This window comes from Streptomyces sp. V4I2 (assembly GCF_030817655.1).
Classification (GTDB): Bacteria; Actinomycetota; Actinomycetes; order Streptomycetales; family Streptomycetaceae; genus Streptomyces; species Streptomyces plumbiresistens.
Map to the genome: position 1 here is coordinate 1,023,194 of NZ_JAUSZM010000003.1, position 23,927 is coordinate 1,047,120.

Sequence of the window (23,927 nt, forward strand, 5' to 3'; positions counted from 1 at the left end):
CACGTGGGGCGCGGGGAATGGCGGGTCGGGGCTCGGTCGGAGAAGGTGAGGAGATGAGCGAGCAGCAGGTCGACGTGTGGGCCGCCGGTGATGCCTACGAGCGGTACATGGGCCGGTGGAGCCGGCTGGTCGCGGCCCGGTTCGTGTCCTGGCTCGGCTGCGAGGCCGGTCTGCGGTGGCTGGACGTGGGCTGCGGCTCGGGGGCGTTGACGCAGGCGGTGGCCGCCCGCTGCCGCCCCCGGACGCTGCTGGGGTTGGAGCCGTCCCCCGGGTTCGTGGCCACGGCCCGGGCTGCCGTCTCCGCACCGGCGCGCTTCGCCCGGGCGGACGCACAGTCGCTGCCGGTGCCCGACGCCGTGTTCGACGTGGCCGTCAGCGGACTCGTCCTGAACTTCCTGCCCGAGCCGGGCAGCGCGGTGGCCGAGGCGGCCCGGGCGGTGCGGCCGGGCGGGCTGGTCGCCGCGTATGTGTGGGACTACGCCGAAGGCATGGGGTTCCTGCGCCGCTTCTGGGATGCCGCGATCGCGGTGGATCCGTCGGCCGGGGCGCTGGAGGAGGGTGGCCGGTTCCCGCTGTGCGGCCCGGAGCCGCTGCGGGAGCTGTGGAGTGGGGCAGGGCTGGTGGAGACGGCCGTCGCCCCGATCGAGGTCCCGACCCGCTTCGCCGGGTTCGCCGATCTGTGGGAGCCGTTCCTGGCAGGCCAGGGCCCGGCTCCCGGTTACGTGGCAGCGCTGTCGCCGGACGTGCGAGCCCGGCTGCGGGAGACCCTGCGGGAGGCGGTGCGGACCGGTCCGGACGGAACGATCGAGCTAGCGGCCCGCGCCTGGGCGGTCCGCGGTCGCAGGCCCGCCGCCGGCACGGAACCAGCGGGCCCGGACCTTCACCTGCGTACGGGCCCAGAACCTTCACCTACGTAGGTGACGCGTGCGGTCGGCGATCAGCGAGCGGACTCCGCCGACGCCCCGTCGAGGGTGTCGACCAGCCGCTCCAGCAGGCCGCGCAGCAGTTCGTCGTCGCCGTTGTTCATGACCGGCCAGCGCTCGCGCACCTCGCGGCTGATGCGCCGCCAGTAGCTCTGGCCGCGCGGGGTGAGGTGGGCGAGGATGCGGCGGCGGTCCAGGGGGTCCACCCGCCGGTAGACGAGGTTCTGGTCGACGAGGTGGTCGACCAGCTTGGTGAGCGTCGGCGGCGGCAGGAACACCGCTCCGGCCACCGCCGTCATGTTGTGCCCCTCGCCGTCTGCGAGCAGGGCCAGCACCCGCCAGGAATCGAGCGAGCAGCCGTCCTCGTCGAGGACGGTCTGAAGCCTCCGCGCGGCCAGTCGTTCGGCCCGCGTCAACAGCTGCATCAGATCCTGGGGCTGGCGCGGAGGTGGGGTGGGCATCCTTCTCCTCGGTCCCGGGGTCCGGTCATCGTACAAGTGCCGCTCCCCAAAGAGCCGCCCGCTTCCCGCGCCTCCCCCCGCTCCCTCACCCCCACCGACCCCAGAGACCCTCACGACCGGTCCACGAGACGGGCTGGAGTTCACCGGGCCGACCCGGAATCATGACCGCATGCTCGAGCTCGATCCCCACCCGCTCGACTGGTTCACAGTCGACGACTCAGCGATCAGCGTGGCACTGGTGTTCCCGATGCAGGGAGCGGCGGGGATCTTCGGGCCGGCCTGTGAACTGTGCGCGCGGCTGGCCGCGGAGGAGATCAACCACGCGGGCGGGGTGCTCGGCAAGGAACTGCGGCTCCTGCCGGTCGACGGCGGCGCCGAGCCGCAGGAGATCGCCGACCGGGTCGAGGCCCTGGTGGAGCTGGGCGTCGTCCAGGGCGTCACCGGCTGGCACATCTCCTCGGTACGCCAGGCGCTGGCCCCGCGGATCGCGCACCGTGTGCCGTACGTCTACACCGCGCTGTACGAGGGCGGCGAGCACACCACGGGCGTCTTCCTGACCAGCGAGACACCCGACGACCAACTCCGCCCGGCGATGCGCCTGTTGGCGGGTGAGCGCAGGGTGCGGCGCTGGTTCGTGGTCGGCAACGACTATGTGTGGCCGCGCCGCACCGCGCGGGCCGCCCGCGCCTACGCGCGCGAGTCCGGTGGCGATATCTGCGGCCAGGCCTATCTCCCGCTGGGCACCCACGAGTTCGACGCGGTGCTGCGCCGCATCGAGGAGTCTCAGGCGGATGCCGTCCTGATGCTCCTGGTGGGCAGTGACGCGGTGCGCTTCAACCGGGCGTTCGCCGCCGCCGGGCTCGACCAGTGCTGTCTGAGGCTGAGCACGCTCATGGACGAGAACATGCTGATGGCCAGCGGCCCCACGGCCACGGCGGACCTCTACAGCACCGCCGGGTTCTTCGCCTCCCTGGCGAACCAGGACACCCTCGACTTCCACGGCCAGTACGCCGGGCGGTTCGGCGTCGAGGCGCCGGCCGCGGGCAGCCTCGGCGAATCCTGTTACGAGGGCGTGCTGTTGCTCGCCGCGCTCATCGCCCGCGCCCGCACGCTGGACGTGGCGGCGATCGGCGCGGCGGCCGACTCCGTGTCCTACGAGGGACCGCGGGGACTGTTGCGGCTGCGGGGCAGCCATGTGCGACAGCGGATCTACCTCGCCCGGGCGGACGGCGTGGACTTCGACGTCCTCACCCAGCTCGACCTCGACCCCGCCCGCCCTTGACATGTACCTACCCCACCGAGATACTTCACGCAGGAAGTAATTAGAATGCCTCGGGCGACGTGTGAATTCCGGTGAGGAATGCGGCCCGAGGTTTTTTTGTGTCCCGTTTCGTTTCCTGCGGAGAGCCGGAAGATACAGCCGGGTAAGTCACGCGAAACGCAACGGCAACAGGCTGACTTGAGGCTGTGGACCGCACTTCAGGGAACCAGCCGGTACGCCACCAGGGGAAAGCTGGACGCTCGCGTCACCACCGCGACTGAAGGGCTGCTGATTCCTTCCCTTTCAGTTGTCCTCCCCGGGACAAGGAGGTTCTTTTGTCCAGCGTTCCCAGCATTCACCGGCGTCGGCTTCTGGCCGGTACCGCGGCGCTCGCCGCCGTCGTGGCGCTCTCCGCGTGCGGCGCGAAGACCGACGCGGCAGGCTCGTCCGACAAGGCCGCGAAGATCGACTCAAGCGGTGACACGGTCAAGGTCGGCCTGCTCAACTCGCTCTCCGGCACCATGGCGATCAGCGAGGTGACCGTACGCAATTCGCTCCAGCTCGCCATCGCGGAGATCAACGCCAAGGGCGGTGTCCTCGGCAAGAAGATCAAGCCGATCAGCGAGGACGGCGCCTCCGACTGGCCGACCTTCGCCGAGAAGGCCACCAAGCTGATCAAGGAGGACGGCGTCGCGGCCACCTTCGGCTGCTGGACCTCCGCCAGCCGCAAGGCCGTCAAGCCGGTGTTCGAGAAGAACAAGTCGCTGCTCTTCTACCCCGTGCAGTACGAGGGCCTGGAGGAGTCGCCGTACATCTTCTACACCGGCGCCACGACGAACCAGCAGATCATCCCGGCCCTCGACTACCTCAAGAGCCAGGGCAAGAAGAAGCTCTACCTGGTCGGCAGCGACTACGTCTTCCCGCGGACCGCCAACAAGGAGATCAAGGCGTACGCGAAGGCCAACGGCATGACGATCCTCGGCGAGGACTACGCGCCGCTGGGCTCCACGGAGTTCAGCACGATCGCCAACAAGGTGAAGGCGTCGAAGGCGGACGCCGTCTTCAACACCCTCAACGGCGACTCGAACGTGGCCTTCTTCAAGGAGTACAAGTCCGCCGGGCTCAGCGCCGCGACCATGCCGGTCGTCTCGGTGTCGATCGCCGAGGAAGAGGTCAAGTCGATCGGAACGCAGTACCTGGAAGGGCAGTTGACGGCCTGGAACTACTACCAGACCACCCCGGGCGCCGCGAACACCACGTTCGTGAAGGCGTACAAGGCCAAGTACGGCGCGGACAAGCCGACCAGTGACCCGATGGAGGCCGCGTACACCTCGGTCTACCTGTGGAAGGCGATGGTCGAGAAGGCGAAGTCCTTCGACCCGGAGAAGGTGAAGGCCGCCTCCGACGGCATCACCTTCGACGCGCCCGAGGGCCTGGTCACCGTGGACGGTGCCTCGCAGCACATCTACAAGACCGCCCGGATCGGCAAGGTCGGCAGCGACGGTCTGATCGAGCAGGTGTGGGACTCCGGAAAGCCCATCAAGCCGGACCCGTTCCTCAAGGGCTACCCCTGGGCCGCCGGCCTGTCCTGACCGCTCGTCACGCGGGGGCCTCGGACGCCGGGGCCCCCGCTCCCGCCCGCACCCTCCCGGGAGCCGCCGAATGACCGTGATCCTCGGTCAGACCTTCACCGGCATCAGCATCGGTGCCGTCCTGCTGCTCATCGCGCTCGGCCTCTCGCTCACCTTCGGCCAGATGAACGTCATCAACATGGCCCACGGCGAGTTCATCATGGCCGGCGCCTACACCACGTACGTCCTTCAGAAGTCCATTTCCAGCGCGGGAATGTCACTTCTTCTCGCGCTGCCCATCGCCTTTCTCGTCTCCGGCGCCCTGGGCGCGCTGCTCGAATGGGTCTTGATACGACGCCTGTATCTGCGGCCACTTGACACGCTTCTCGTCACCTGGGGCGTCTCGCTGATGCTTCAGCAACTCGCCCGGGACATTTTCGGTGCGCCGAATGTGCAGACCCGGGCGCCCGACTGGCTCACCGGGAACATCACCGTGATCGGCGGCGACGATCCGCTCACCTTCGCCAACAGCCGGCTGTTCATTCTGAGTCTGGCCGTCGCGGCGGTGGTCGCGCTGTCGCTGACCCTGCGGCTGACGCCGCTGGGCCGCCGGGTGCGGGCCGTGGTGCAGAACCGGGACCTCGCCGAGGTGTCGGGCATCTCCACGAGCCGGGTCGACCGCACCGCGTTCTTCATCGGGTCCGGGCTCGCGGGCGTCGCCGGGGTGGCCCTGACGCTGGTCGGTCCGATCGGACCCACGATGGGCACCAACATCATCATCGACGCCTTCCTGGTGATCGTGGTCGGCGGCATCGGGCAGCTCAAGGGCACGGTCATCGTCGCGTTCGTGCTGGGTGCGCTGCAGTCGGTCCTCGAGTACTCCACCACCGTGAGCGTCGCCAAGGTCCTGGTGCTCGTCGCCATCGTCGCGTTCCTCCAGTGGCGGCCCCAGGGGCTGTACACGCTGCGTACGAGGAGTCTCGTATGAACCTGCTGAAAGGCCGTTCGGCGCGGGCCGCGGCAGGCTTCGCGGCTGCCGCCGTCGTGCTGTTCGCCGTCGCCCCGCTCATGCTGTCCGACTTCCGGCTCGGGCTGCTCGCCAAGTACCTGTGCACCGCGATGGTCGCCGTCGGCATCTGCCTGGCCTGGGGCCGCGGCGGGCTGCTGACACTCGGTCAGGGCGTGTTCTTCGGGCTCGGCGGTTACGCCATGGCGATGCACCTGAAGATCGCCGACGCGGGTCCCGGCAACCTCCCCGACTTCATGCAGCTGTACGGCACCGCCACCGAACTGCCCTGGTGGTGGCAGCCGTTCGCGAACCCGCTGTTCGCGATCGCCGCGACCGTGCTGCTGCCGATGACGGTCGCCGCGCTGCTCGGCCTGTTCATCTTCCGGCGCCGGGTCAAGGGCGCCTACTTCGCGATCCTCAGCCAGGCCCTCGCCGCCGCGTTCGCGATCTGGCTGATCGGCCAGCAGGCCACGACCGGCGGTACCAACGGACTCACCGACATCCAGGGCTTCTTCGGCTACTCCCTCGACGACCCGGTCAACCAGCGGATGGTGTACTTCGTCATCGCCGCCGTCCTGCTGCTCCTGATCGCCCTGGCGCGCCAGCTGATCCAGAGCCGCTACGGCGAACTCCTCGTCGCCGTACGGGACTCGGAGGAGCGGGTGCGCTTCCTCGGCTACGACCCGGCCAACGTCAAGCTGGTCGCGTACGTCGTCGCCGCGGGCATGGCGGGCCTCGCGGGCGCGCTGTTCGTGCCGGCGGTCGGCATCATCTCGCCCGCGCTGATCGGCATCGTGCCGTCCATCGAGTTCGTCATCGGCGCCGCCGTGGGCGGCCGGGCGAGCCTGGCCGGCGCGGTGCTCGGCGCGGTCGCGGTCGCCTGGGCCAAGACGACCCTGTCGGAGGAGTTCCCGGCGGCCTGGACGTACTTCCAGGGACTGTTGTTCATCGTCGCCCTGGCGTTCCTGCCCGGCGGTCTGGCCTCGCTGGCGGTGTACGTCCGGCGGCGCGGGGCCCCGAAGGCGCCCGAGCAGAAGGCGCCCGTCGTACCGGTGGGAGAAGCGGCATGAGTGAGCTCTCGGGTCTCGAGATACGGCAACTGCGGGTGTCCTTCGACGGGTTCACCGCCGTCGACGGGGTGGACCTCGACGTCCGCCCGGGCGATCTGCGCTTCCTCATCGGGCCGAACGGCGCGGGCAAGACCACCCTGGTCGACGCGGTCACCGGGCTGGTGCGGGCGACGGGCTCGGTGCGCTTCGGCGAGGAGGAGCTGCTCGGGCGGAGCGTGCACAGGATCGCCCGGTCCGGGATCGGCCGTACCTTCCAGACGGCCACCGTCTTCGAGGAGTTGACGGTCCTTCAGAACCTGGACATCGCGGCGGGCGCGGGCCGGAGCATGTGGACGATGCTGCGGCGTCGCAAGGACGTCCCGGAGCCGGTCGCCGAGGCGCTGGAGACGGTCGGGCTCACCGAACTCGCCGACTCCCTCGCCGGAACCCTCGCGCACGGTCAGAAGCAGTGGCTGGAGATCGGCATGCTGCTCGTGCAGGACGTACGGCTGCTGCTGCTCGACGAGCCGGTCGCCGGCATGAGCCACGACGAGCGCCAGGCGACCGGCGAGCTGCTCCAGCGGATCAGCGAGGAGCGGACCGTGGTGGTCATCGAGCACGACATGGACTTCATGCGGTCCTTCGCGCGCAGCGTCAGCGTGCTGCACGCGGGCAAGGTGCTCAGCGAGGGCACGGTGGCCGAGGTCCAGGCCGATCCGAAGGTGCAGGAGGTGTACCTCGGGCACGCGGCGAACGCGTCGGCCGCCGAGGACGTCTCGGACACCGCGGTCGTACAGGAGGCGTGATGCTGCAGATCGAAGACGTCCGGGTCGGCTACCACCGCAGCAGCGTCCTGCACGGGGTCACCGTCGAGGTGCCGAAGGACGGCGTGTCCGCGGTGCTCGGGCACAACGGCGCCGGCAAGAGCACCCTGCTGCGGGCCGCCGTCGGACTGCTCACGCCGAGCAGCGGCACGGTCCGCCTCGACGGCGAGGACATCACGCGGCGCAAGCCGCACGAGCGGGTGGCGCGCGGAATGGCGTACGTCCCGCAGGGCCAGCAGGCGTTCCCGCACCTGACCACCGCGGAGAACCTCCAGCTCGTCGCGGACGGCCGCAAGCGCGGCAAGGCGGCGATCGGCGAGGCACTGGACCTGTTCCCGGCGCTGCGGACCCTGTCCCACCGCCGGGCGGGCCTGCTCTCCGGCGGGCAGCGGCAGCAACTCGCCATCGCCCGCGCCCTGGTGACGGAGCCTCGGATCCTGCTCCTGGACGAGCCGACCGAGGGCATCCAGCCGACGGTGGTCGCCGAGATCGAGGAGACGATCCTGGCATTGGCCGCCCGCGGCGGGCTCTCGGTGCTCCTGGTCGAGCAGCATGTGGGCTTCGCGATGCGGGCGGCGCAGCGGTACTACGTCCTGGAGGCCGGCCGGGTCACCTCCTCCGGCGAGGGCGGCCAGGATGCCGAGCGGTCCGTTCGTGAGGCGCTGAGCGTGTGATGCGGCGGCGGTGTCGTGTGGCGGTGGGCCGCCGGACTCAGGCCAGGTCGAGGGTCCGCCGGACGCGGTCGAGGTAGGCGCGTTCGGCCGGGTTCTCGCTCAGTGCGACGGCGGTCGCGTACGCGGCGGCGGCCTCGGCGACCCGGCCGAGGCGCCGCAGCAGGTCGGCCCGTACGGCGTGGAAGACGTGGTAGCCCTCCAGGTCGAGGGCGTCCACCAGGTCCAGGGCCGGCCCCGGCGCCTGGACCTCGGCGACCGCGACGGCCCGGTTCAGCGCCACCACGGGGCTGGGCGCCACCGCCATGAGTTGGTCGTACAGCTGGAGGATCTGCCACCAGTCGGTGTCGTCGGCGGTCGGCGCGTCGCTGTGGACGGCCTGGATAGCGGCCTGGATCTGGTACGGACCCGGCCGGTTCCGGCGCAGACAGCGGCGCACGAGCGACTGCCCCTCGGCGATCAGGTCACGGTCCCAGCGCCCGCGGTCCTGCTCGGGCAACGGCACGAGCACCCCGTCGCCGTCCTGCCGCGCCGGCCGCCGGGACTCGACGAGGAGCATCAGCGCGAGCAGCCCGGTGGCCTCGGGCTCGTCCGGCATGAGGTCACCGAGGACGCGTCCGAGGCGTACGGCTTCCGCGCACAGCTCGGCCGAGCCGTCGTAGCCCTCGTTGAAGATCAGGTAGACGACGGCGAGGACCCCTTTGAGGCGGTCCGGGAGATCCGCGTCGCGCGGCACGCGGTACGGGATGCGCGCATCGCGGATCTTCGCCTTGGCCCGCACCAGCCGCTGAGCCATCGTCGGCTCGGGCACCAGGAAGGCACGCGCGATGCGTGCCGTGCTGAGGCCGCCGAGGAGGCGCAGGGTGAGGGCGACCTGTGCCTGCGGTGCGAGGGCGGGGTGGCAGCAGGTGAAGATGAGCCGGAGCCGGTCGTCGCGCACGGGTCCCTCCTCGGGCTGCCCGTCCCAGGCGTGCAGCAGGGCGGCCTCGGCGTGGCGCGCGTCGCGCCCGGCCTCGCGGCGCAGCCGGTCGATCGCGCGGTTGCGTGCGGTGGTGATGATCCACCCGGCCGGGCTCGGCGGCACACCGGTTTCCGGCCAGCGCTGCACGGCGGTGGTGAAGGCGTCCTGCACCGCTTCCTCGGCGAGGTCGATGTCGCCGAGGAAGCGGACGAGGACGGAGACCGCGCGCCCGTATTCGGCGCGGAAGACGGCCTCGATGTCGGCGGTCACTGATCCGCTTCCCCCATGAAGGGGCGCACCTCGATCGGCAGCGTCGTCGCCAGCGCCAGCCTGCGGCCCCAGTCGAGGGCGGCGTCCAGGTCCGGCGCCTTGATCAGGGAGATCCCGCCGAGCATCTCCTTGCCTTCGGCGTACGGCCCGTCAGTGACCAGGACGTCGCCGTCGCGCGGCCGCAGCACGGTGGCGGACTCGGGGCCGTGCAGTCCCCCGGCGAACACCCAGGCGCCCGCCTCCCGCAGCTCCCGGTTGAGGGCGTCGAGGTTCTTCTCGATGCCGGCCAGAACCTCCGGGCCGGGCGGCTCCCCCACGGGCTGCATCACGCTGAGCAGGTAGTACTTCATGACGGCCTCCTTGACGCTGCGCTGCGTGCCTTGCCTTCTCACCTCCTACACGAACGGCAGACCCCCGGATCGACACCGCGCACGACGACACCGGGAGAATTTCCTCCATGACCATCGCCCCGCACCCCCTCGTCGTCAGCGCCCGCCGGCTCGCCGACGACCTGCTCGCACCGCACGCCGAACGGGTCGACCAGGAGGGCGTGCCCGCCACCCACATCGAGGCATTCCGGCGATCGGGCCTGCTGGGGCTGAACGCGCCCAAGGAGTACGGCGGTGCGGCGGCGCCCGCTCCGGTGGCAAGGGAGGTCGCGGAGATCCTGGCCGGGGCGTGCTGCTCGACCTGGTTCGTGCAGACCCAGCACCACACGCCCGTGATCACCCTGTCCAAGAGCGAAGGTCCGGTGCGGGACCGTCTGCTGGGCCCGCTGGCACGCGGCGAACTGCTGTCGGGCGTGGCCTACGCCCATCTACGGGCGTACCCCCCGGACCCCGGTACGGGTCACCCGGGAGCGGGGCGGCCTGCGCTTCGACGGCACCGTGCCCTGGTACACCGGCTGGGGCCTCAACGACGTCATGCTCCTCGCCGGGGTGACGGACACCGACGAGGCCCTCTTCGCCTTCACCGAGGCACGCGAGCAGCCGGGCCTGCGCGCGTCGCCCCCCATGCGTCTCGCGGCCCTCACCGCCGCACGCACGGTGTCGCTGGAACTGGACGGCCTGTGGCTGCCCGAGGAGGCGGTGGTCGTCCGGCAACCGTACGCGCGGTGGGCCGCGGCGGACCGTACGAAAACGGCGAACGCGTCCCCGGCGGTCTTCGGAATCACGGAGACCGCACTCGCCCTGCTGGACGACACCACGGCCGACCCCCTGCGCGCCCGCCTCACCGACATCCGCGCTCACGCCTACGCCCTGGCCGACCACCCCGCACCCGACGAGCACCGGAAGGAAAGCCTGGCCCTGCGCACGCAGGCGTACGAGCTGATGCGCGCAGCCACCACGGCAGCGGTGGTGGCAGGCGGCGGCAAATCCTTGACCCTCGCCAACAAGGCCCAACGCCTGGCCCGAGAGGCGTTGTTCCTGTTGGTCCAGGGCCAGACGCCCGAGTCACGCGCGGCTCACCTCAAAACGCTGGCCAGGTGAAACCCCCCAGGGGCGCGGGGCTGTGACATATGCGGCTCCGCCGCGTGGGCGCGACCGGCCACGCACAAACCCGCACACGCCGGACAAGCAGAAACCACCCCTCAGCTGGCGAACGGCACCTGCGCCGAGGGAACTGCCTGATCACCGTACGGATGCCGCCACACCCCCTCCGCAGCAAGCCGCGGCAGCACGCCCTCCCCGAACCAGTACGCCTCCTCCAGATGCGGATACCCGGAGAAGATGAACTCCTCGATCCCCAGCGCGTGATACTCCTTGATCCGCTCGGCGACCTCCTCATGGCTACCGACCAGCGCCGTCCCCGCGCCCCCACGCACCAGCCCGATGCCGGCCCAGAGGTTGGGGTGGATCTCCAGCCCGTCCCGGCCCCCGCCCCCGTGCAGCGCCAGCATCCGCTGCTGCCCCTCGGACTCGCTGCGGGCCAGCCCCGCCTGTACGGACTGCACGGTCTGCGGGTCGAATCCCGCCAGCAGCCGGTTCGCCTCCGCCCAGGCCTGCTCGGAGGTGTCGCGGGTGATCACGTGCAGCCGGATGCCGAAGCGCACCGTACGCCCCTGCTCCGCCGCCAGCCCTCGAACCCAGGCGATCTTCTCGGCGACCTGCGCGGGCGGCTCCCCCCACGTGAGGTACACGTCGGCATGCCGGGCGGCGACCTCCCCGGCGACCGGCGAGGACCCGCCGAAGTACACCTCGGGCACCGGATCCGGCACACGCGCCAGCTTCGCGTCCTCGACCTGGAGGTGCTCGCCGTGCAGATCGACGGTCTTGCCCTCCCACAACCCCCTTACGATTTCGAGGAATTCAGCGGTACGGCGATACCGCGCGTCCTTGTCGAGGAAGTCGCCGTAGGCCCGCTGCTCGTGGCTCTCGCCGCCGGTCACGACGTTGAGCAGGAGCCGTCCGCCGGTCTGCCGCTGGAAGGTGGAAGCCATCTGCGCGGCGAGCGTCGGGGAGACGAAGCCGGGCCGGAAGGCGACCAGGAATTTGAGGCGTTCACTCTGCTGGGCGACCATCGCGGTGGTCAGCCACGCGTCCTCGCACCAGGCGCCGGTGGGGGTGAGCGCACCCTCGAAGCCCAGGTTCTCGGCGGCGCGGGCGATCTGGCTCAGGTAGGCGACCGTCGGGGGCCGGTCCCGCCCGGAGGCGGTGGCCGGGGTGCCGTGGCCGCCGCCGACGACATGGCGGCTGTCGCCGTTGGTGGGGAGGAACCAGTGGAAGGTGAGGGACACGTGGGTCTCCGTTCCGGAAGATCTTCTAAAGGAGGCCGTGGCGAGGCGGCCGCGTGCCGTTCAGCACGTACCTGCCGATGTGCTGGACCTTCCAGCGGGCGGGGTCGTGCAGAGTGTGGGTGCGGGCGTCGCGCCAATGCCGGTGCAGGTTGAGTGAGTCGAGGGCGGCACGGGTGCCGGACACCTCGAACACGGCGCTCCCGGCCTCCACCGCGGTCTGCGCGGCGTGCGCCTTGGCCGTGGCGACCGCGATGGACGCCTCGGCCGCCGTGTCGTCAGTGAGGTCCGCGCGGGCCGCGTCGACGGCGCGGGCGGCCTCCCGGAGCAGCGCCTCCGACGCCCGTACCTGAATGGCGAGTTCACCGAACCGCTGGATCAGCAGCGGGTCCTCGGCGGCCGTCTCGAATCCGCTCTCGAACCAGGGCCGGCTCTTGGTGCGGACGAACTCGGCGGCCTCGTTCAGCGCTCCCCGGGCGATCCCGGCGTCGATGGCCGCGTGCAGCAACTGGGCGACCGCTCCATGGAGTTGAGGTCCCTGGAAGGTGAGGTGGTGCGGCAGCACCCGGTCGGCCGGTACCGGCACCTCCTCCAGGCGTACGGTGCCGCTGGCGGTCGTGCGCTGGCCCATGCCGTCCCAGTCGTCGATCACCGTGAGTCCCGGGGCACCCCGGGGCACGTACGCCACCCGCAGGTTGTCGTCCTCGGCGCGGGCGAGCACCGGGATCCAGTCGGCGAAGAGGGCGCCGGTGGAGTAGTGCTTGACGCCGGTCAGCGTGTAGGAGCCGTCGGGGCGGGACTCCAGGCGGGTGCGGATGTCCTGGACGTGTTTGGTGCCCGCCTCCGACTGGGCGTTGCCGAACCGGCGCCCGGAGAGGACCTCACCGAAGAAGAACTCCCGCTGCTCCGGCGTTCCCTGACGGCGGATCACATTGATGTACACGAAGTGGCTCTGCGGGATCTGGGCGAGGCTCGCGTCGGCCCAGGCGAGCAGCCGGAAGATCTCGGCGAGGGTCTCCTGGCGTACGTCCGCTCCCCCGTGCTCGGCGGGCACGGTGACCGCGAGCAGTCCGGAGGCGGAGAGCCGGTCCAACTCCCCGCGCGGCAGACGGCGTTCGGCGTCCCGCGCCGAGGCGCCGGCGCGGAACTCGTCGGCGAGGGAGCGGGCCACGGTCAGGGCCTCGACGTCGTCGGCGATGACTTTCGCGGTCATGTCCGTCAGCCCGCCGCGGCCAGCAGGGGCGTACGGCCGAGAGCCGTCGAGAACTGGTCGAGCACCTGGGTGAGGGCCTCGCTCGCGGTGGGGGCGACGGTGAGCGAGCCGTCGTCGTGGGCGGTGATGTCCTTGTCGAGGGTGAACCAGCCCTGCACGATGTGCCCCGCGCCCATGGAGCTCAGCACCGGTCGCAGGGCGTAGTCGATGGCCAGCACATGGGCGGTCGAACCGCCCGTGGCCAGCGGGAGGACGGTCTTGCCGGCGAGGGCGTACTGCGGGAGCAGGTCGAGGAGCGCCTTGAGGACGCCGGAGTAGGCCGCCTTGTAGACGGGGGTGCCGATGACGAGGCCGTCGGCGCGCGCGAAGAGCTCGGTCGCCTCGACGATCGCGGGATGCCGGAAGTCGGCACCGAGCAGGGCCTCGGCCGGGATGGTGCGCACGTCGAGCGGGATCACCTCGTGGCCCTGGGCGGCGAGGCGGCCGTCGAGGTGGCGCAGGAGCTTCGCGGTGCGGGAGGAGGCGGAGGGGCTGCCGGAGACGGACAGGACGGTGGCCATGGGCCCTCTTTCGGGGAGGAGGGGCGCCTCCGCACGGGAGGCGCCCCGGTGGTCAGGAGTACCAGGTGGGTTCGGGCAGTTCGCCTTCGAGGACCCAGCGGCCCACCTCGCGCCGCTTGTAGGCGACGGGGTCGTGGAGCGTGTGGGTGCGGACGTTGCGCCAGAAGCGGTCGAGGCCTTCCGCGGTGGCCGTGGAGCGGGCGCCGGTCACCTCGAAGACCCGGTTCGCGATGTCCAGGGAGACGTCGGTGGCGCGGGCCTTCACCGCGGCCACCCGCACCTCGAAGTCGCCGCGGGTCTGCTCGGTGACCGCGTCGGGGTCGTCGTGCAGCTTCTGGCCCTCGGCGGCCACGGCGTCGGCGAGCGCCTCGGCCGCCCAGAGCTTCGCGGTGAGGTCGCCGTAGGTGTCGATGACGTACGGCTCGTCGACCGCGCGCTCGTGCCCGCCGTGCAGCCAGGGCCGGGCCTTTTCGCGGGTGTAGGTGGCGGCCGTCTCCAGCGCGCCGCCCGCGATGCCGAGGTAGAAGTTGACGAAGATCAGCTGGATGGTGGGGACGTTGAGGGTGTTGTAGGTGCGCGGCTGGAAGACCTTGTCGACGTATCCGGCGGCCGACGCCCACGGTGTGCGGACCCCGTCGATCGTGACGCTGCCGCTCTCGGTGAGGCGCTGGCCGATGTTGTCCCAGTCGTCGTGGAAGGTCAGGCCCTCGGAGTCGGACGGCACGATCGCGAAGACATGGCTGTCGGTGCCCTCCAGAATGCCTTCCAGGACGGTGACGTCGGAGACCTTGCTGCCGGTGGAGAAGGACTTGCGGCCGGTGAAGACCAGGTCGTCGCCGTCCTCGGTGACGATCACGTCCTTGTCGCGCGGGTTGACGGCCCCGCCGAAGAACCAGCGGTTCCGCGCGGCCTCCGCCTCGACGTGCTCCCACTGTGCGCGGGTGCCGACCAGGCGGGCCGCCCAGTTCCACAGGTAGTGGTAGCCGAGGAGCTGGCCGATCGAGCCGTCGGCCTTGGCGACCTCGCGGACCACCCGGTAGGCGGTCGGCCAGTCCTGGCCCGCGCCGCCGCGCTCCGTGGGGCCGAGCAGGGTGACCAGGCCGGAGTCCTTGAGGAGGCTCTTCTGCCAGTGGGTGGGCGTGACGGTGCTCATGCTGGGGCGACCTCTTTCGCAGTGCGGTGCGGAAGGCTGTGGGGGCGGTCAGGCGTGGGCGTGGACGGACTCGGGTTCGCTGTCCGGGAGTTGGGCCTCCAGCTCGCGGACGAGGGGCAGCACCCGGCGGCCGAAGTACTCGACCTCCTCGTGGTAGTGCAGGAATCCCAGGAGGAAGAGGTCGACGCCGAGCTGCTTGTAGGCGACGATGCGCTCGGCGATCTGCTCCGGAGTGCCGATGAGGCCCGTACGGAAACCGTCGTTGTACTGGACCAGGTCCTCGAAGGCGGAGTCCTGCCACATGCCCTTGCCGTCGGCGGCGGACTGCCCCGCCTGCTTCACGGCGGCACCGAAGCCCTCGACCGCCTCGGTGTCGGCCTGCGCGACGATCTCCCGGAGGGTCTCGCGGGCCTCGGCCTCGGTGTCGCGGGCGATGAGGAAGCCGTTGAGCCCGAACTTCGGTGCGACGCGGCCGACTTCGGCGGCGGACTTACGGACGTCCTCGATCTGTTCGACGACTCCGTCGAAGTCCTTGCCGTTGGAGAAGTACCAGTCGGAGACGCGGCCGGCCATGGCGCGGGCGGCGGTGGAGTTGCCGCCCTGGAAGATCTCCGGGTGCGGGCGCTCGGCGGTGTTGAGCGGTTTGGGCTTGAGGGAGAAGTCCCGCAACCGGTAGAAGTCACCGGCGAGTTCGGTGTGGTCCTCGGTCCAGATCTGGCGCAGGGCCTGGATGAACTCCTCGGAGCGGCGGATGGGGGTCCCCCCGGTTCGAGCGAAGCCGAGAACTGGGGGAGCTCGTCGTGCTCCAGCCAGGGCTCGCCGAGGGCGGTGAACTCGCCCTTGAACCAGCCGGAGACGACGTTGACGGCGAAGCGGCCCTTCGACAGGTGGTCGGCGGTGGCGCCCAGCTTGGCCAGGACGCCGGGGTGCCACAGGCCGGGGTGGACGGCGGCGATGACCTTCAGTCGCTCGGTGGCGAGCAGCAGGGCGAGGCTGAAGCTGGTCGACTCGTGCTGGTACTCGGCGCCGTAGCTGGCCATGTAGCGGACCTGGCTGAGGGCGTAGTCGAAGCCGTTGTTCTCGGCGAGGACGGCGAGTTCGCGGTTGTAGTCGTATCCCCAGTCGGTGCGCTGCTCGATCTTGCTGGTGACGAGGCCGCCGCTGACGTTGGGGACCCAGTAGGCGAATTGGAGGGGTGCTGCGGGCATGCGGAACTCCTGTTGCGGAATGGGGACTCACGCCGAATTCGAAAGGCATGCGTGATCGCCGAGGCGTGGTCGCCGAATTCAGGCGCTGAGGTGAAAACGCGGCACATGCCTGACCGGTGACAGGTACGGGTGCGGCGTGGGCAGGGGACGGCGGCGGATCGGAGGGATCAGGCCGCGCAGCAACAGGAGGCGCTGGAGACGCGCGCGAGGTCGACGTGGCGTCGCCGCGTGAGGTCCAGTCGCATCTTCATGCCGTCGATGGTCGCAGTCGGCCGCGACGGCCGTCAAGGAAAACCCGACCGGTCTCGTATCGCGGACCATTGAATTTCACGAACGTGTGACAGGGAAACCCTTGAACGTCCCGTGAAATCAACCGCATTCTGCTGGGGTGCGGACCGAACAGCTGGAATACATAGCGGCGGTGACACGGCTCGGTTCCCTGCGCCGCGCGCCGGAAAAACTGCGCCTGTCACAACCCGCGTTGAGCGAGACCGTCAGAAATCTGGAGCGGGAGCTGGCGGTCGACCTCCTGGAGCGCAAGCGGTCCGGGGCGACGATGAGCACGGAAGGCCGGGAGCTGTTGCCGTACATCGTCCATGTGCTGGAGGCGGTGGACCGGCTGCGGGTGGCGGCCGGCGAGCAGCACCGCATCAGCCGTATGGTGCGCGTCGGCACGGTGAACGCGGCGACCGTGCCGTTACTCGTCCCGGTGGTACGGGACTTTCGCGCGGCGCATCCGGTCACCCAGGTCGCGGTGGTCGGCGCGCAGCAGACGGAGATCCAACGGGCGCTGTCGGAGGGCGGTTTCGACCTCGGTCTGGTGAACGTACGCCCCGACAGCCCGCTGGCGTCCCGGCCCGCGGTGACGGTGGACGAACTGCTCCACCGACGGCGCCGAGATGGGCAAGCTGATGGTCGCCGAGGGGCTCGGCGCGACGGTGCTGCCGGACTTCAGTGTGGCCGGTGATCCTCCCCCAGCCTTCGGCCGGGGGGACCCCCATTCGCTGCGCTCGCGGCTCGGCACGATCACCTACCGGCGATCGAGGGCGACACCACCCGCGTCCTGCTGATGCTCCAGCGCCGCAAGGCCGAGTCGGTGCCCCGGGCGGCGCAGGACCTGTACGAGGTGTTCCTGCAGAGAGCGCGGGAGCTGGGCGGCACGCTGCCCGAGCGTCCCCTCAGTCCTCGTCCCGCCTCGGGACGATCACCAGGAACGCGTCCGACTTCAGGTCCATGACGACCGTCGCGGGTTCGCCCGCGGCACGCCGCGCCGCCGCGTACTCCTCCGCAGGCCATGATCCGCGTGGAGATCCCGCAGGAAACCGCTCCAACACCTTCGCGCCCATAAAGGCATCCACCTCCAGCATCGACCGTCGGCACGGAACGCCGACGTCCGTCACCATGCGCCTGCCCCCGATCGAGCCGGACATGTACCTTTCAGGGCTGGTCAGGTACGGAAGGCCCGCCGGAGCGCCCCAGCCGTCCCGCCGGGCCCCCTGACCACTACACATAAGGATGAAATAAGCGCAGAATGAACCTACGCGGCGCTTCTACCGCATACCGCACCAGACGCGGTCAGGCCTGCAAGTCAAAGGAGACGAGTCATGGCCAACGTCTCGCACACCAGAGGGGACATCACCACCCACCCTGATGCTCCGGAGATGCGGGATCGCTACGCCCGCATGCTCGGCGGTCGCGACGTGGCACTCGTGGACGGACCGGTGTTCCTGCTCGGTCTGTACTGTGCCGTGTCCCCGTGGATACTCCACTACACGACGAGCCAGCCCGACCTCGTGACCCACAATCTGATCGTGGGGATAGCGATCGGCCTGCTGGCCCTCGGATTCACCAGGGCTCCGGAGCGCATGTACGGCCTGAGCTGGGCCATGTGCGCCATGGGCGTGTGGATGATCGTCTCGCCGTGGATCGTCGGCGAGAGCCCGGACGCCGGGGTCATCTGGAACAACATCATCATCGGTGCCCTCGCTCTGGTCCTGGGGCTGATGTGCATCGGTACGGCGGCGAGGAGCGCCCCGAAGGCGTAGGAGCCCGCAAGGAGGAACAGGCAGAACACACAGGCCGGTCCGCACCCGCGCGGACCGGCCCTCTCGCACCCGGTCAGGAGGTGGGGACCTGCCACGGCTCCTGCGGCAGCGGACTGCCGGTCTCCAGCAGTGACTTGAGGTTGGACAGCACCGCCGGCCAGCCTGCGGCGATGTCGGCGCGCTCACCCTCGTCGTTGAGGTCCTCGTGGGTCACGGTGAGACGCACGATGTCGGCGTGCGGCCGGATGTCGAAGGTGACCCGGGAATGCCGCTCCGGCCGGTCCTCCTCGTCGGGCGACGCCCAGGTGGTGACGAGGCGCGTCGGGCGCTCGCTCTCCACGACGGTGCCGACGACGTCGGCGATGCCGGAGTCGTCCGTCCGCACGTGCTGCCAGCGCGAGCCGGTCCGCCAGTCCGAGACGTTGCTGTGCCCCCAGTAGGCGGCGGTCAGGTCGGCGTCGGTGAGGGCATCCCAGACCTTCTCGGGTGTGCTCTCGATGTACGTGACGTACACGTAGGTGGGCTTGTCGGTCATGGCTTCCTCGGCTCGTCGCTTCACGGCGCCGAGCGCGCTGAGGCGCGGGCGCTCGAACTTGTCGATCCACCGCTCCTGCATCTCATGGAGCGGGACGGGGTTGAGGTAGTGCAGCTTCTCCCGACCCCGCCGCACGGTGCTGACCAGGTTGGCGGCCTCCAGGACGGCGAGGTGCTGGGTCACCGACTGACGCGCCATCTCGATGCGTTCGCACAGCTCTCCCAGCGTCTGACCGTTGTGCTCGTGCAGCCGGTCCAGCAGCCGCCTGCGGGTCTCGTCGGCCAGCGCCTTGAAGACCTTGTCCATCCCCGAGTCGTCTCCTGATCGCACACTTATAGTCATGCAGGTAATTACCTGCATGTCAATGCCGGACCCTCAGCGCAGCAAGGCCCCCAGCTCACGACGATGCCCGGCGACCCACTCCCACGCACCCCGCACCTCCTCGACGGCTCCGGCCTCGCGCAGCGCGACCATGGCCGGTTCGCCGCGGTCCGCGGCAGCGTCGATGCCCCGCCAACAGCGGTCCTGCCACCACAGGACGGTGTCGACGAGAACACCCCGCTCGTCGAGGCCATAGGCTTCGCACACCAGACGGATCCGGCGGGCCGCCTCCGGCACGTCGGTCACCCCGGGGCCCAGGTCCAGGTACTGCCAGCAGAGGTGGGCGACGTCATGCACGCGCTCACCGGGGGCGGCCAGGTCCCAGTCGACGAAGGCCAGGGGCCGCCAGTCGTCGCCGCGCACGGCGTACACGGTGTTCTTCGGGGCGAGGTCGTTGTGACAGACGACGTCCCGGTCACCGGCCGACGGCGTGCCGTGGGTCAGGTCGTGGAAGGCGCGCACGAGTCGGGCGACGCGGCCCAGGTTCGCGTCGGTGCGGGCGGCGGCCCGTTCCTCTGGGGTCACGGCCGCCCGCCCCTCGATGTAGCCGAACATCTCGCGGCCCCGCTCGTCCGTCCCGAGGTGGCGCGGGGCTCCCGGCCACCCTCGCCGCTCGAACAGCGCGAGCAGGTCCCGCACGTACTCCGACCGTTCCGTCGGCCCGCGCCGCACGGTCGCGCCGATCCGCACGACCTCGTTGACGGCCCCGCCTTCGAGGGACGTCTCCTCCACCCCGACCGCCTCCGCCTCACCGCTCGACTCCCAAAAGGAGTATCCGGGCACCGGTGCCGACTGGCACGCTGCCCGCATGGATCAGGCGGAGGTACTGCTCATCGGCGGACGCGCCGGGGTCGGAAAGACGACGGTGGGCTGGGAGGTCTCGGCGCGGCTGCGGGCGGCCGAGGTCGGGCACGCCGTGATCGACGGCGATTTCATGGGACAGGTGCATCCGGCGCCGCCGGGCGATCCGCACCGGGCCGCCATCGGCGAGCGGAACCTCACCGCGGTCTGGGCCAACTACGCCGAGCTGGGCTGCCGACGCCTCCTCTACACGAACACCCTGAGCGTGCTCGAGGAGACGGCGGGCATGTTCCGGCGGGCGATGGGGGACGACGTACGGATCGTACGAGTACTGCTCACCGCCACCGACGAGACCGCCCAGCAGCGGCTGACCGGGCGGGAGTTGGGCTCCGAGCTGGAGCACGAGCTCAGGAACAGCGCCCGCAAGGCGCGACTGCTGGACGCCCGTGCGCCCGTGCGCCCGCCGGTACCCTCCGCGTGGTGACCGACGGGCGCACGGTGCCCGACATCGCGGCCGAGGTACTGGCCGCGACCGGCTGGACGGCGCTGCCCGTCTTTGGCCATTGATTGAAGCGTCAGCAGACTGTCCGCGGTTTCAGGGGGCACACGCACTGTTACGGAGGTCTTGACAAAAATGCGTGGGTTCTGACGAAAAGGGGCGGAGATGGAGATCGACGGCATCATCAGTGCCATCGTGATCGGCATCGTCATCGGTGTCCTGGGCCGGCTCGTGGTCCCCGGGCGCCAGCGCATCGGGGTCCTGTGGACGATCCTCGTCGGCATCGTCGCCGCGCTGATCGGTTCCGCGATCGCCGGCGCCTTCGGCGTGGCCGACACCAAGGGCGTGGACTGGGTCGAGTGGCTCATCCAGATCGGCCTCGCCGCACTCGGCGTGACCGCGCTGGACCGGTCGAAGACCCGACACCGCTGAGACGAGGGCGGCGCGCGCGAGGCCGGGCGCCGCCCTCGCATTGCGTTGCGCACGGCACCTCCCGACGGCTAGCTTCGGCCGTTCGCGCCCGCATCGACCGTGACGGAGCTCCGTTGACCCTGCGCATCACGCCGCTCGCCGATCCCGAGGCCGGTGCCTCCAGCCGTCGGCTGGCCTGGCTGGCCTCCGGAGCCGACGGGTTTCCGCTCGGGTCGGCGTTCCTCCGCCTCTTCACGAGGGAGGGCCAGGAGCACCTCGCCGAGCTGGAGATCGCGGTGCACGGCGCGGAACGGCGGCGTGGCGTCGGCACGCGGCTGCTGGACGCCGCGGTGGCCGCCGCACGCGAGGAACAGCGGCGGTCGGTTCTCGCGGAGGCCGAGCAGGATTCCGCCGCCGATTCGTTCCTGGCGGCGCGGGGCTTTCGCCGGGTGCTGGGGCTGACGTACGCCCGGCTGCCGCTGGCCGACCCCGACCTCGCGGGGCTCGAGAAGCTCGTCCGACTCCCCTGTCCCGGCTACCGGTTGACGGAGTGGGACGGCACGGTTCCGCAGGAGCTGGCGCGGTCGTACGCCGACTCGCGGCGGGCCATGGACGACATGCCGATGGAGGACACCGACTACGGCACGGTCGTCTGGGACGTGGAGCGGGTGGTCGCGGCGGCCGAGGCGGTCGCGCAGCGCGGGGAGCTGCTACACACCGTGGCCACCGTGGACGCATCCGACGGATCCGTGGTGGGCTTCTCCGAGTTGGTCGTCCCCGGGGACGGCCGGGGCGACGGCCGGCACTACGGTACGGCGGTCCTCCCCGAACACCGCGGCCACGGCCTCGCCCGCTGGATGAAGGCGGCATCGATCCTCCGGGCCCGCGCCCGGCACCCCGAACTCGCCGGGCTGTGCACCGACACGGCGGACAGCAACGCCCCGATGCGCGCGGTGAACGACGCGCTCGGTTACGTACCGACGCATCGGGCGGTGGAGTACCAACTCGACCTGTAGAGGCTCACCCAGCCGTGACGTTCATCGCCGCGAGGCCGTCCCGGGTGGACGGATACACCGGCGTCCACCCCAGTTCCCGCTCCGCCTTCGCCGTGGAGACCCGCAGCGTCGTCGACATCACCGTGTGGGCGTACGACGCGGGCCTCATCAGCCACAGCGGTACGGTCATGGGCTTCGGCAGCCCGAACTGCTCGGCCACGCACAGCACATGGGCCCGGAAGCCGAGCGGCGTGCGGTCCGCGACGTTGTACGCCTGGCCGGGTCGGCCGCGTTCGACGGCCGCCACCACCGCCCGTGCCGCGTCGGTGAGTTCCACCCAGGGCAGCACCCGGCCGCGGTCGTCGGGAACGGGCAGCTGTCGCTTGCGGAGCATGGGCACAAGGGCGTCGGTGCCGCCGGGGCCGTAGAAGAGGCCGAAGCGGAGTGCGATGCCTTCCAACCCCGGGGTTTCGAAGGTGAGGCGCTCCTTGGTGCGCATGGCCGCGAGGTGCCCTTCCAGTTCCGGTGAGGTGCCGTGCGGGCCGAAGGGGTCGTCCTCGGTGACCGGGTGGTCGCCGTGGTCGCCGTAGCCGTACCCGAAGACCATCGACTCGGTGACGAAGCGGCGGGCGCCGACGGTCTGTGCGGCCTCGACGAGGTGGGCGGTGCCCTCGGTGCGCAGGGCGTTGGTGGCGTGCATGCCGCGGTGGCGCATGGGGGCCCTGCGCAGGGCGGTCGCGGCGTGGATCACCGTGTCGAAGCGGTGTCCGTCGACGGCGCGCAGCAGCCCGTCGCGGTCCATGAGGTCGGCGCGGAGACCGGCTGCCGGTCCGCGGCCGAGCCCGGTGACCTTGTGACCGGCCTCGGTCAGGGCGCGGGCGAGGTGCCGGCCGAGGACGCCGGTCGCGCCCGCGAGGAGAATGCTCCGGTGCTGGTGGTTCGTGTCGTTGGTCGCCATGTACCTGCGACGGATCGGGCCGCCGGGGATGTGACATCCCGGCGGCATCGCCCCCCGCCCCGCGTCACTGCTGCGCGAGCCACTCGCCGTACCAGGCCACGGTGGCGTCGACCGTCTCGGTGAGCGGTGCCGGCGTGGCGACGAAGGCCTGCTCGAAGGCGGAGGAGTCCACGATCTGGGGCTCGGTGTGCTGGTAGAACATCTCCGCGTACTCGGCGATGAACTGCTCGTCGAACGGCCCGAAGGGGCGGAGCTCCGCCAGGACCACGACGTCGAGCGGCCGGCCGACCCGCTTCTCGATCATGGCGTAGATGTCGCGGGTGCTGACGGCGGGCGCGGTGGGCAGATGCCAGACACGGCCGTCGCCCTCCGGGTTCTCGCCCAGGGTGGCGAGCCCGGCGGCCACGTCCTGGATGCTCGTGTAGCTGTGCGGCAGGTCGATGTCGCCGAGCCCGAGGACCGTGCCGCCGGTGAGCGCTCCCGGGAACGTGGTCGCACCCAGGGTCGAGTTGAGCACCCCTGGGCCGACGAAGTCGGCGGAGCGGCCCAGGGACACCCGGACCCTGCCCTCGCGGTGCGCGGCGAGGTACTTCTCGTCGAGTTCGGCGCGCATCCGGCCCTTGCGGGTCGTCGCCTTCCAGGGGGTGTCCTCGGTCATCACCGCTCCCCCGGTCTCGCCGTACGGGTAGAGGGTGTCGAGCACGACGAGTCGGGCGCCGGACGCCTTTGCGGCGCCGAGGACCGCGTCCTGGATGCGCGGCATCACCTCGACCTGGAGGTGATAGCCGACGTTGACGCAGTGGTACACGACGGCGGCTCCGGCCATGGCCTCCAGCGCCCCCTCGACCGTGCTGACGTCGGCGGCGTACCGCTCGGCCCCCTCGATCGCCGGCCCCTCGCCCTTCCGGTCGACGAGACGTACGGCGTGGCCGCGGCGCACGAGTTCGCGGGCCAGCGCGGTGCCGGCGGGGCCGGAGCCGAGGACGGTGTGCAGGGAGCGAGCGGGGTTGGCGTGGGCGGTCATGGTGATCCCTTTCCCTGAAGGAGCGATTGCCTGTCACTTCTGTTAGAGACTGTAACTCTTACGATGGCCGCTAGCAAGAGTGGGTTACTTGGACTGCCGTTAGGATCTGTCACAAAAGAACGGGGGGCACGACGGCCGTGGCCCTGAGCCGGATCGCCAAGGATTGGTCTGTCGGGGTCGGCGCTGTACCGCTGCTTCGACAGCCGTACCGGGACACACGGCGCCCCCGACACGCTCGATGGCCTGGGGGGACGACGACCCGGCGGTGGGGGCGAACGGGCAGGTGGCGGCCGGGGCCGAAGGCACCGCGCGCCGGCCGGAGCGGTGCTCGCGTGGGCTCACCTGTATGGGGCGGTCAGCCTGGAAGTGTCAGGTCAGTTCGCACTGGCGGACGAGTTCGGCCTCGACTG

At 70.7% G+C, this 23,927-nt stretch carries 21 protein-coding genes and 5 pseudogenes; 13 read left to right on the forward strand and 13 right to left on the reverse strand.

The window, feature by feature from the left end:
* The first annotated feature begins 53 nt into the window (after nt 1-53).
* Nucleotides 54-917 (forward strand): class I SAM-dependent methyltransferase, encoded by an 864-nt coding sequence (locus QFZ76_RS05675; protein ID WP_307672661.1) that lies wholly within the window; start codon nt 54-56, stop codon nt 915-917.
* Nucleotides 918-937: 20 nt separating this feature from the next.
* On the opposite strand, the gene QFZ76_RS05680 is transcribed toward QFZ76_RS05675, so the two are convergent.
* A complete protein-coding gene (locus QFZ76_RS05680; RefSeq protein WP_307672662.1) occupies nt 938-1,384 on the reverse strand; it encodes a MarR family winged helix-turn-helix transcriptional regulator in 447 nt (148 codons plus the stop codon).
* A 169-nt stretch (nt 1,385-1,553) separates the two neighbouring features.
* Here QFZ76_RS05680 and QFZ76_RS05685 point away from each other — a divergent pair, with 169 nt between their 5' ends.
* From QFZ76_RS05685 to urtE, 6 genes are all read left to right on the forward strand, one after another.
* Nucleotides 1,554-2,666 (forward strand): substrate-binding domain-containing protein, encoded by a 1,113-nt coding sequence (locus tag QFZ76_RS05685; protein ID WP_307672663.1) that lies wholly within the window; start codon nt 1,554-1,556, stop codon nt 2,664-2,666.
* A gap of 314 nt (nt 2,667-2,980) precedes the next feature.
* On the forward strand, nt 2,981-4,237 hold the full coding sequence (urtA, locus tag QFZ76_RS05690; protein ID WP_307672664.1) for an urea ABC transporter substrate-binding protein: 1,257 nt from the start codon (nt 2,981-2,983) through the stop codon (nt 4,235-4,237).
* A gap of 70 nt (nt 4,238-4,307) precedes the next feature.
* Nucleotides 4,308-5,204 (forward strand): urea ABC transporter permease subunit UrtB, encoded by an 897-nt coding sequence (gene urtB / locus QFZ76_RS05695; RefSeq protein WP_307672665.1) that lies wholly within the window; start codon nt 4,308-4,310, stop codon nt 5,202-5,204.
* Nucleotides 5,201-6,295: an urea ABC transporter permease subunit UrtC gene (urtC, locus tag QFZ76_RS05700; protein ID WP_307672666.1), complete on the forward strand. Its 1,095-nt coding sequence runs from the start codon at nt 5,201-5,203 to the stop codon at nt 6,293-6,295. The genes urtB and urtC overlap by 4 nt, the downstream gene beginning before the upstream one ends.
* On the forward strand, nt 6,292-7,080 hold the full coding sequence (gene urtD, locus QFZ76_RS05705; protein WP_307672667.1) for an urea ABC transporter ATP-binding protein UrtD: 789 nt from the start codon (nt 6,292-6,294) through the stop codon (nt 7,078-7,080). Before urtC ends, urtD begins: the two co-directional genes overlap by 4 nt.
* The gene (gene urtE / locus QFZ76_RS05710; RefSeq protein WP_266445738.1) at nt 7,080-7,772 is read left to right on the forward strand and encodes an urea ABC transporter ATP-binding subunit UrtE; all 693 of its coding nucleotides are present in this window, start codon (nt 7,080-7,082) and stop codon (nt 7,770-7,772) included. Before urtD ends, urtE begins: the two co-directional genes overlap by 1 nt.
* Before the next feature lie 37 nt (nt 7,773-7,809).
* Here the strand turns inward: urtE and QFZ76_RS05715 are convergent, their stop codons facing one another.
* On the reverse strand, nt 7,810-9,000 hold the full coding sequence (locus QFZ76_RS05715) for an RNA polymerase sigma factor (RefSeq protein WP_307672668.1): 1,191 nt from the start codon (nt 8,998-9,000) through the stop codon (nt 7,810-7,812).
* A complete protein-coding gene (locus QFZ76_RS05720; protein WP_307672669.1) occupies nt 8,997-9,350 on the reverse strand; it encodes a YciI family protein in 354 nt (117 codons plus the stop codon). Before QFZ76_RS05720 ends, QFZ76_RS05715 begins: the two co-directional genes overlap by 4 nt.
* Before the next feature lie 107 nt (nt 9,351-9,457).
* Here QFZ76_RS05720 and QFZ76_RS05725 point away from each other — a divergent pair.
* Nucleotides 9,458-10,490, forward strand: a pseudogene (locus QFZ76_RS05725) (acyl-CoA dehydrogenase family protein).
* A 101-nt stretch (nt 10,491-10,591) separates the two neighbouring features.
* On the opposite strand, the gene QFZ76_RS05730 reads toward QFZ76_RS05725, so the two are convergent.
* From QFZ76_RS05730 to sfnG, 5 genes and pseudogenes are all read right to left on the reverse strand, one after another.
* Nucleotides 10,592-11,737: an LLM class flavin-dependent oxidoreductase gene (locus tag QFZ76_RS05730; protein ID WP_307672670.1), complete on the reverse strand. Its 1,146-nt coding sequence runs from the start codon at nt 11,735-11,737 to the stop codon at nt 10,592-10,594.
* 25 nt (nt 11,738-11,762) lie between these two features.
* Nucleotides 11,763-12,947 (reverse strand): SfnB family sulfur acquisition oxidoreductase, encoded by a 1,185-nt coding sequence (locus tag QFZ76_RS05735; RefSeq protein WP_307672671.1) that lies wholly within the window; start codon nt 12,945-12,947, stop codon nt 11,763-11,765.
* Nucleotides 12,948-12,952: 5 nt separating this feature from the next.
* Nucleotides 12,953-13,507, reverse strand: a complete 555-nt coding sequence (gene ssuE, locus QFZ76_RS05740) for an NADPH-dependent FMN reductase (protein WP_266445725.1) — start codon at nt 13,505-13,507, stop codon at nt 12,953-12,955.
* A 52-nt stretch (nt 13,508-13,559) separates the two neighbouring features.
* Nucleotides 13,560-14,624 (reverse strand): annotated as a pseudogene (locus QFZ76_RS05745) (acyl-CoA dehydrogenase family protein); the annotation flags it as partial.
* Nucleotides 14,625-14,708: 84 nt separating this feature from the next.
* Nucleotides 14,709-15,868 (reverse strand): annotated as a pseudogene (sfnG, locus tag QFZ76_RS05750) (dimethylsulfone monooxygenase SfnG).
* A 388-nt stretch (nt 15,869-16,256) separates the two neighbouring features.
* Between sfnG and QFZ76_RS05755 the strand changes: the two are divergent.
* A pseudogene (locus QFZ76_RS05755) lies at nt 16,257-17,105 on the forward strand (LysR family transcriptional regulator).
* Here the strand turns inward: QFZ76_RS05755 and QFZ76_RS05760 are convergent.
* Entirely contained in the window at nt 17,047-17,235 is a 189-nt protein-coding gene (locus tag QFZ76_RS05760) for a hypothetical protein (RefSeq protein WP_307679937.1), read from the reverse strand. The pseudogene QFZ76_RS05755 and the gene QFZ76_RS05760 sit on opposite strands and share 59 nt — an antisense overlap.
* 237 nt (nt 17,236-17,472) lie before the next feature.
* Here QFZ76_RS05760 and QFZ76_RS05765 point away from each other — a divergent pair, with 237 nt between their 5' ends.
* Nucleotides 17,473-17,913: an SPW repeat protein gene (locus QFZ76_RS05765; RefSeq protein ID WP_307672672.1), complete on the forward strand. Its 441-nt coding sequence runs from the start codon at nt 17,473-17,475 to the stop codon at nt 17,911-17,913.
* A 73-nt stretch (nt 17,914-17,986) separates the two neighbouring features.
* On the opposite strand, the gene QFZ76_RS05770 is transcribed toward QFZ76_RS05765, so the two are convergent.
* Together QFZ76_RS05770 and QFZ76_RS05775 are read right to left on the reverse strand one after the other, a co-directional pair.
* Nucleotides 17,987-18,754 (reverse strand): metalloregulator ArsR/SmtB family transcription factor, encoded by a 768-nt coding sequence (locus tag QFZ76_RS05770; protein WP_307672673.1) that lies wholly within the window; start codon nt 18,752-18,754, stop codon nt 17,987-17,989.
* A 69-nt stretch (nt 18,755-18,823) separates the two neighbouring features.
* Nucleotides 18,824-19,561 (reverse strand): phosphotransferase, encoded by a 738-nt coding sequence (locus tag QFZ76_RS05775; RefSeq protein ID WP_307672674.1) that lies wholly within the window; start codon nt 19,559-19,561, stop codon nt 18,824-18,826.
* A 76-nt stretch (nt 19,562-19,637) separates the two neighbouring features.
* Here QFZ76_RS05775 and QFZ76_RS05780 point away from each other — a divergent pair.
* The 3 genes and pseudogenes from QFZ76_RS05780 (at nt 19,638) to QFZ76_RS05790 (ending at nt 21,556) form a co-directional block, all read left to right on the forward strand.
* Nucleotides 19,638-20,197, forward strand: a pseudogene (locus tag QFZ76_RS05780) (hypothetical protein).
* Between the two features lie 97 nt (nt 20,198-20,294).
* Nucleotides 20,295-20,561 (forward strand): GlsB/YeaQ/YmgE family stress response membrane protein, encoded by a 267-nt coding sequence (locus QFZ76_RS05785; protein ID WP_307672675.1) that lies wholly within the window; start codon nt 20,295-20,297, stop codon nt 20,559-20,561.
* Nucleotides 20,562-20,674: 113 nt separating this feature from the next.
* Nucleotides 20,675-21,556, forward strand: a complete 882-nt coding sequence (locus QFZ76_RS05790) for a GNAT family N-acetyltransferase (RefSeq protein WP_307672676.1) — start codon at nt 20,675-20,677, stop codon at nt 21,554-21,556.
* Between the two features lie 4 nt (nt 21,557-21,560).
* Here QFZ76_RS05790 and QFZ76_RS05795 read toward each other — a convergent pair whose 3' ends face one another.
* Nucleotides 21,561-22,493: an NAD(P)-dependent oxidoreductase gene (locus tag QFZ76_RS05795; protein WP_307672677.1), complete on the reverse strand. Its 933-nt coding sequence runs from the start codon at nt 22,491-22,493 to the stop codon at nt 21,561-21,563.
* Between the two features lie 64 nt (nt 22,494-22,557).
* Complete coding sequence (locus QFZ76_RS05800; protein ID WP_307672678.1) at nt 22,558-23,517, reverse strand: NAD-dependent epimerase/dehydratase family protein; 960 nt, start codon at nt 23,515-23,517, stop codon at nt 22,558-22,560.
* Nucleotides 23,518-23,927: the final 410 nt, after the last annotated feature.

Excerpts from the sequence above, each read along its gene's own strand:
- QFZ76_RS05675 (WP_307672661.1), top strand. The coding sequence starts at position 54 with ATGAGCGAGCAGCAGGTCGACGTGTGGGCCGCCGGTGATGCCTACGAG.
- QFZ76_RS05680 (WP_307672662.1), bottom strand. The coding sequence starts at position 1,384 with ATGCCCACCCCACCTCCGCGCCAGCCCCAGGATCTGATGCAGCTGTTG.
- QFZ76_RS05685 (WP_307672663.1), top strand. The coding sequence starts at position 1,554 with ATGCTCGAGCTCGATCCCCACCCGCTCGACTGGTTCACAGTCGACGAC.
- urtB (WP_307672665.1), top strand. The coding sequence starts at position 4,308 with ATGACCGTGATCCTCGGTCAGACCTTCACCGGCATCAGCATCGGTGCC.
- urtC (WP_307672666.1), top strand. The coding sequence starts at position 5,201 with ATGAACCTGCTGAAAGGCCGTTCGGCGCGGGCCGCGGCAGGCTTCGCG.
- urtD (WP_307672667.1), top strand. The coding sequence starts at position 6,292 with ATGAGTGAGCTCTCGGGTCTCGAGATACGGCAACTGCGGGTGTCCTTC.
- urtE (WP_266445738.1), top strand. The coding sequence starts at position 7,080 with ATGCTGCAGATCGAAGACGTCCGGGTCGGCTACCACCGCAGCAGCGTC.
- QFZ76_RS05720 (WP_307672669.1), bottom strand. The coding sequence starts at position 9,350 with ATGAAGTACTACCTGCTCAGCGTGATGCAGCCCGTGGGGGAGCCGCCC.
- QFZ76_RS05735 (WP_307672671.1), bottom strand. The coding sequence starts at position 12,947 with ATGACCGCGAAAGTCATCGCCGACGACGTCGAGGCCCTGACCGTGGCC.
- ssuE (WP_266445725.1), bottom strand. The coding sequence starts at position 13,507 with ATGGCCACCGTCCTGTCCGTCTCCGGCAGCCCCTCCGCCTCCTCCCGC.
- QFZ76_RS05760 (WP_307679937.1), bottom strand. The coding sequence starts at position 17,235 with ATGCTGGAGGTGGATGCCTTTATGGGCGCGAAGGTGTTGGAGCGGTTT.
- QFZ76_RS05765 (WP_307672672.1), top strand. The coding sequence starts at position 17,473 with ATGGCCAACGTCTCGCACACCAGAGGGGACATCACCACCCACCCTGAT.
- QFZ76_RS05770 (WP_307672673.1), bottom strand. The coding sequence starts at position 18,754 with ATGGACAAGGTCTTCAAGGCGCTGGCCGACGAGACCCGCAGGCGGCTG.
- QFZ76_RS05785 (WP_307672675.1), top strand. The coding sequence starts at position 20,295 with ATGGAGATCGACGGCATCATCAGTGCCATCGTGATCGGCATCGTCATC.
- QFZ76_RS05795 (WP_307672677.1), bottom strand. The coding sequence starts at position 22,493 with ATGGCGACCAACGACACGAACCACCAGCACCGGAGCATTCTCCTCGCG.
- QFZ76_RS05800 (WP_307672678.1), bottom strand. The coding sequence starts at position 23,517 with ATGACCGCCCACGCCAACCCCGCTCGCTCCCTGCACACCGTCCTCGGC.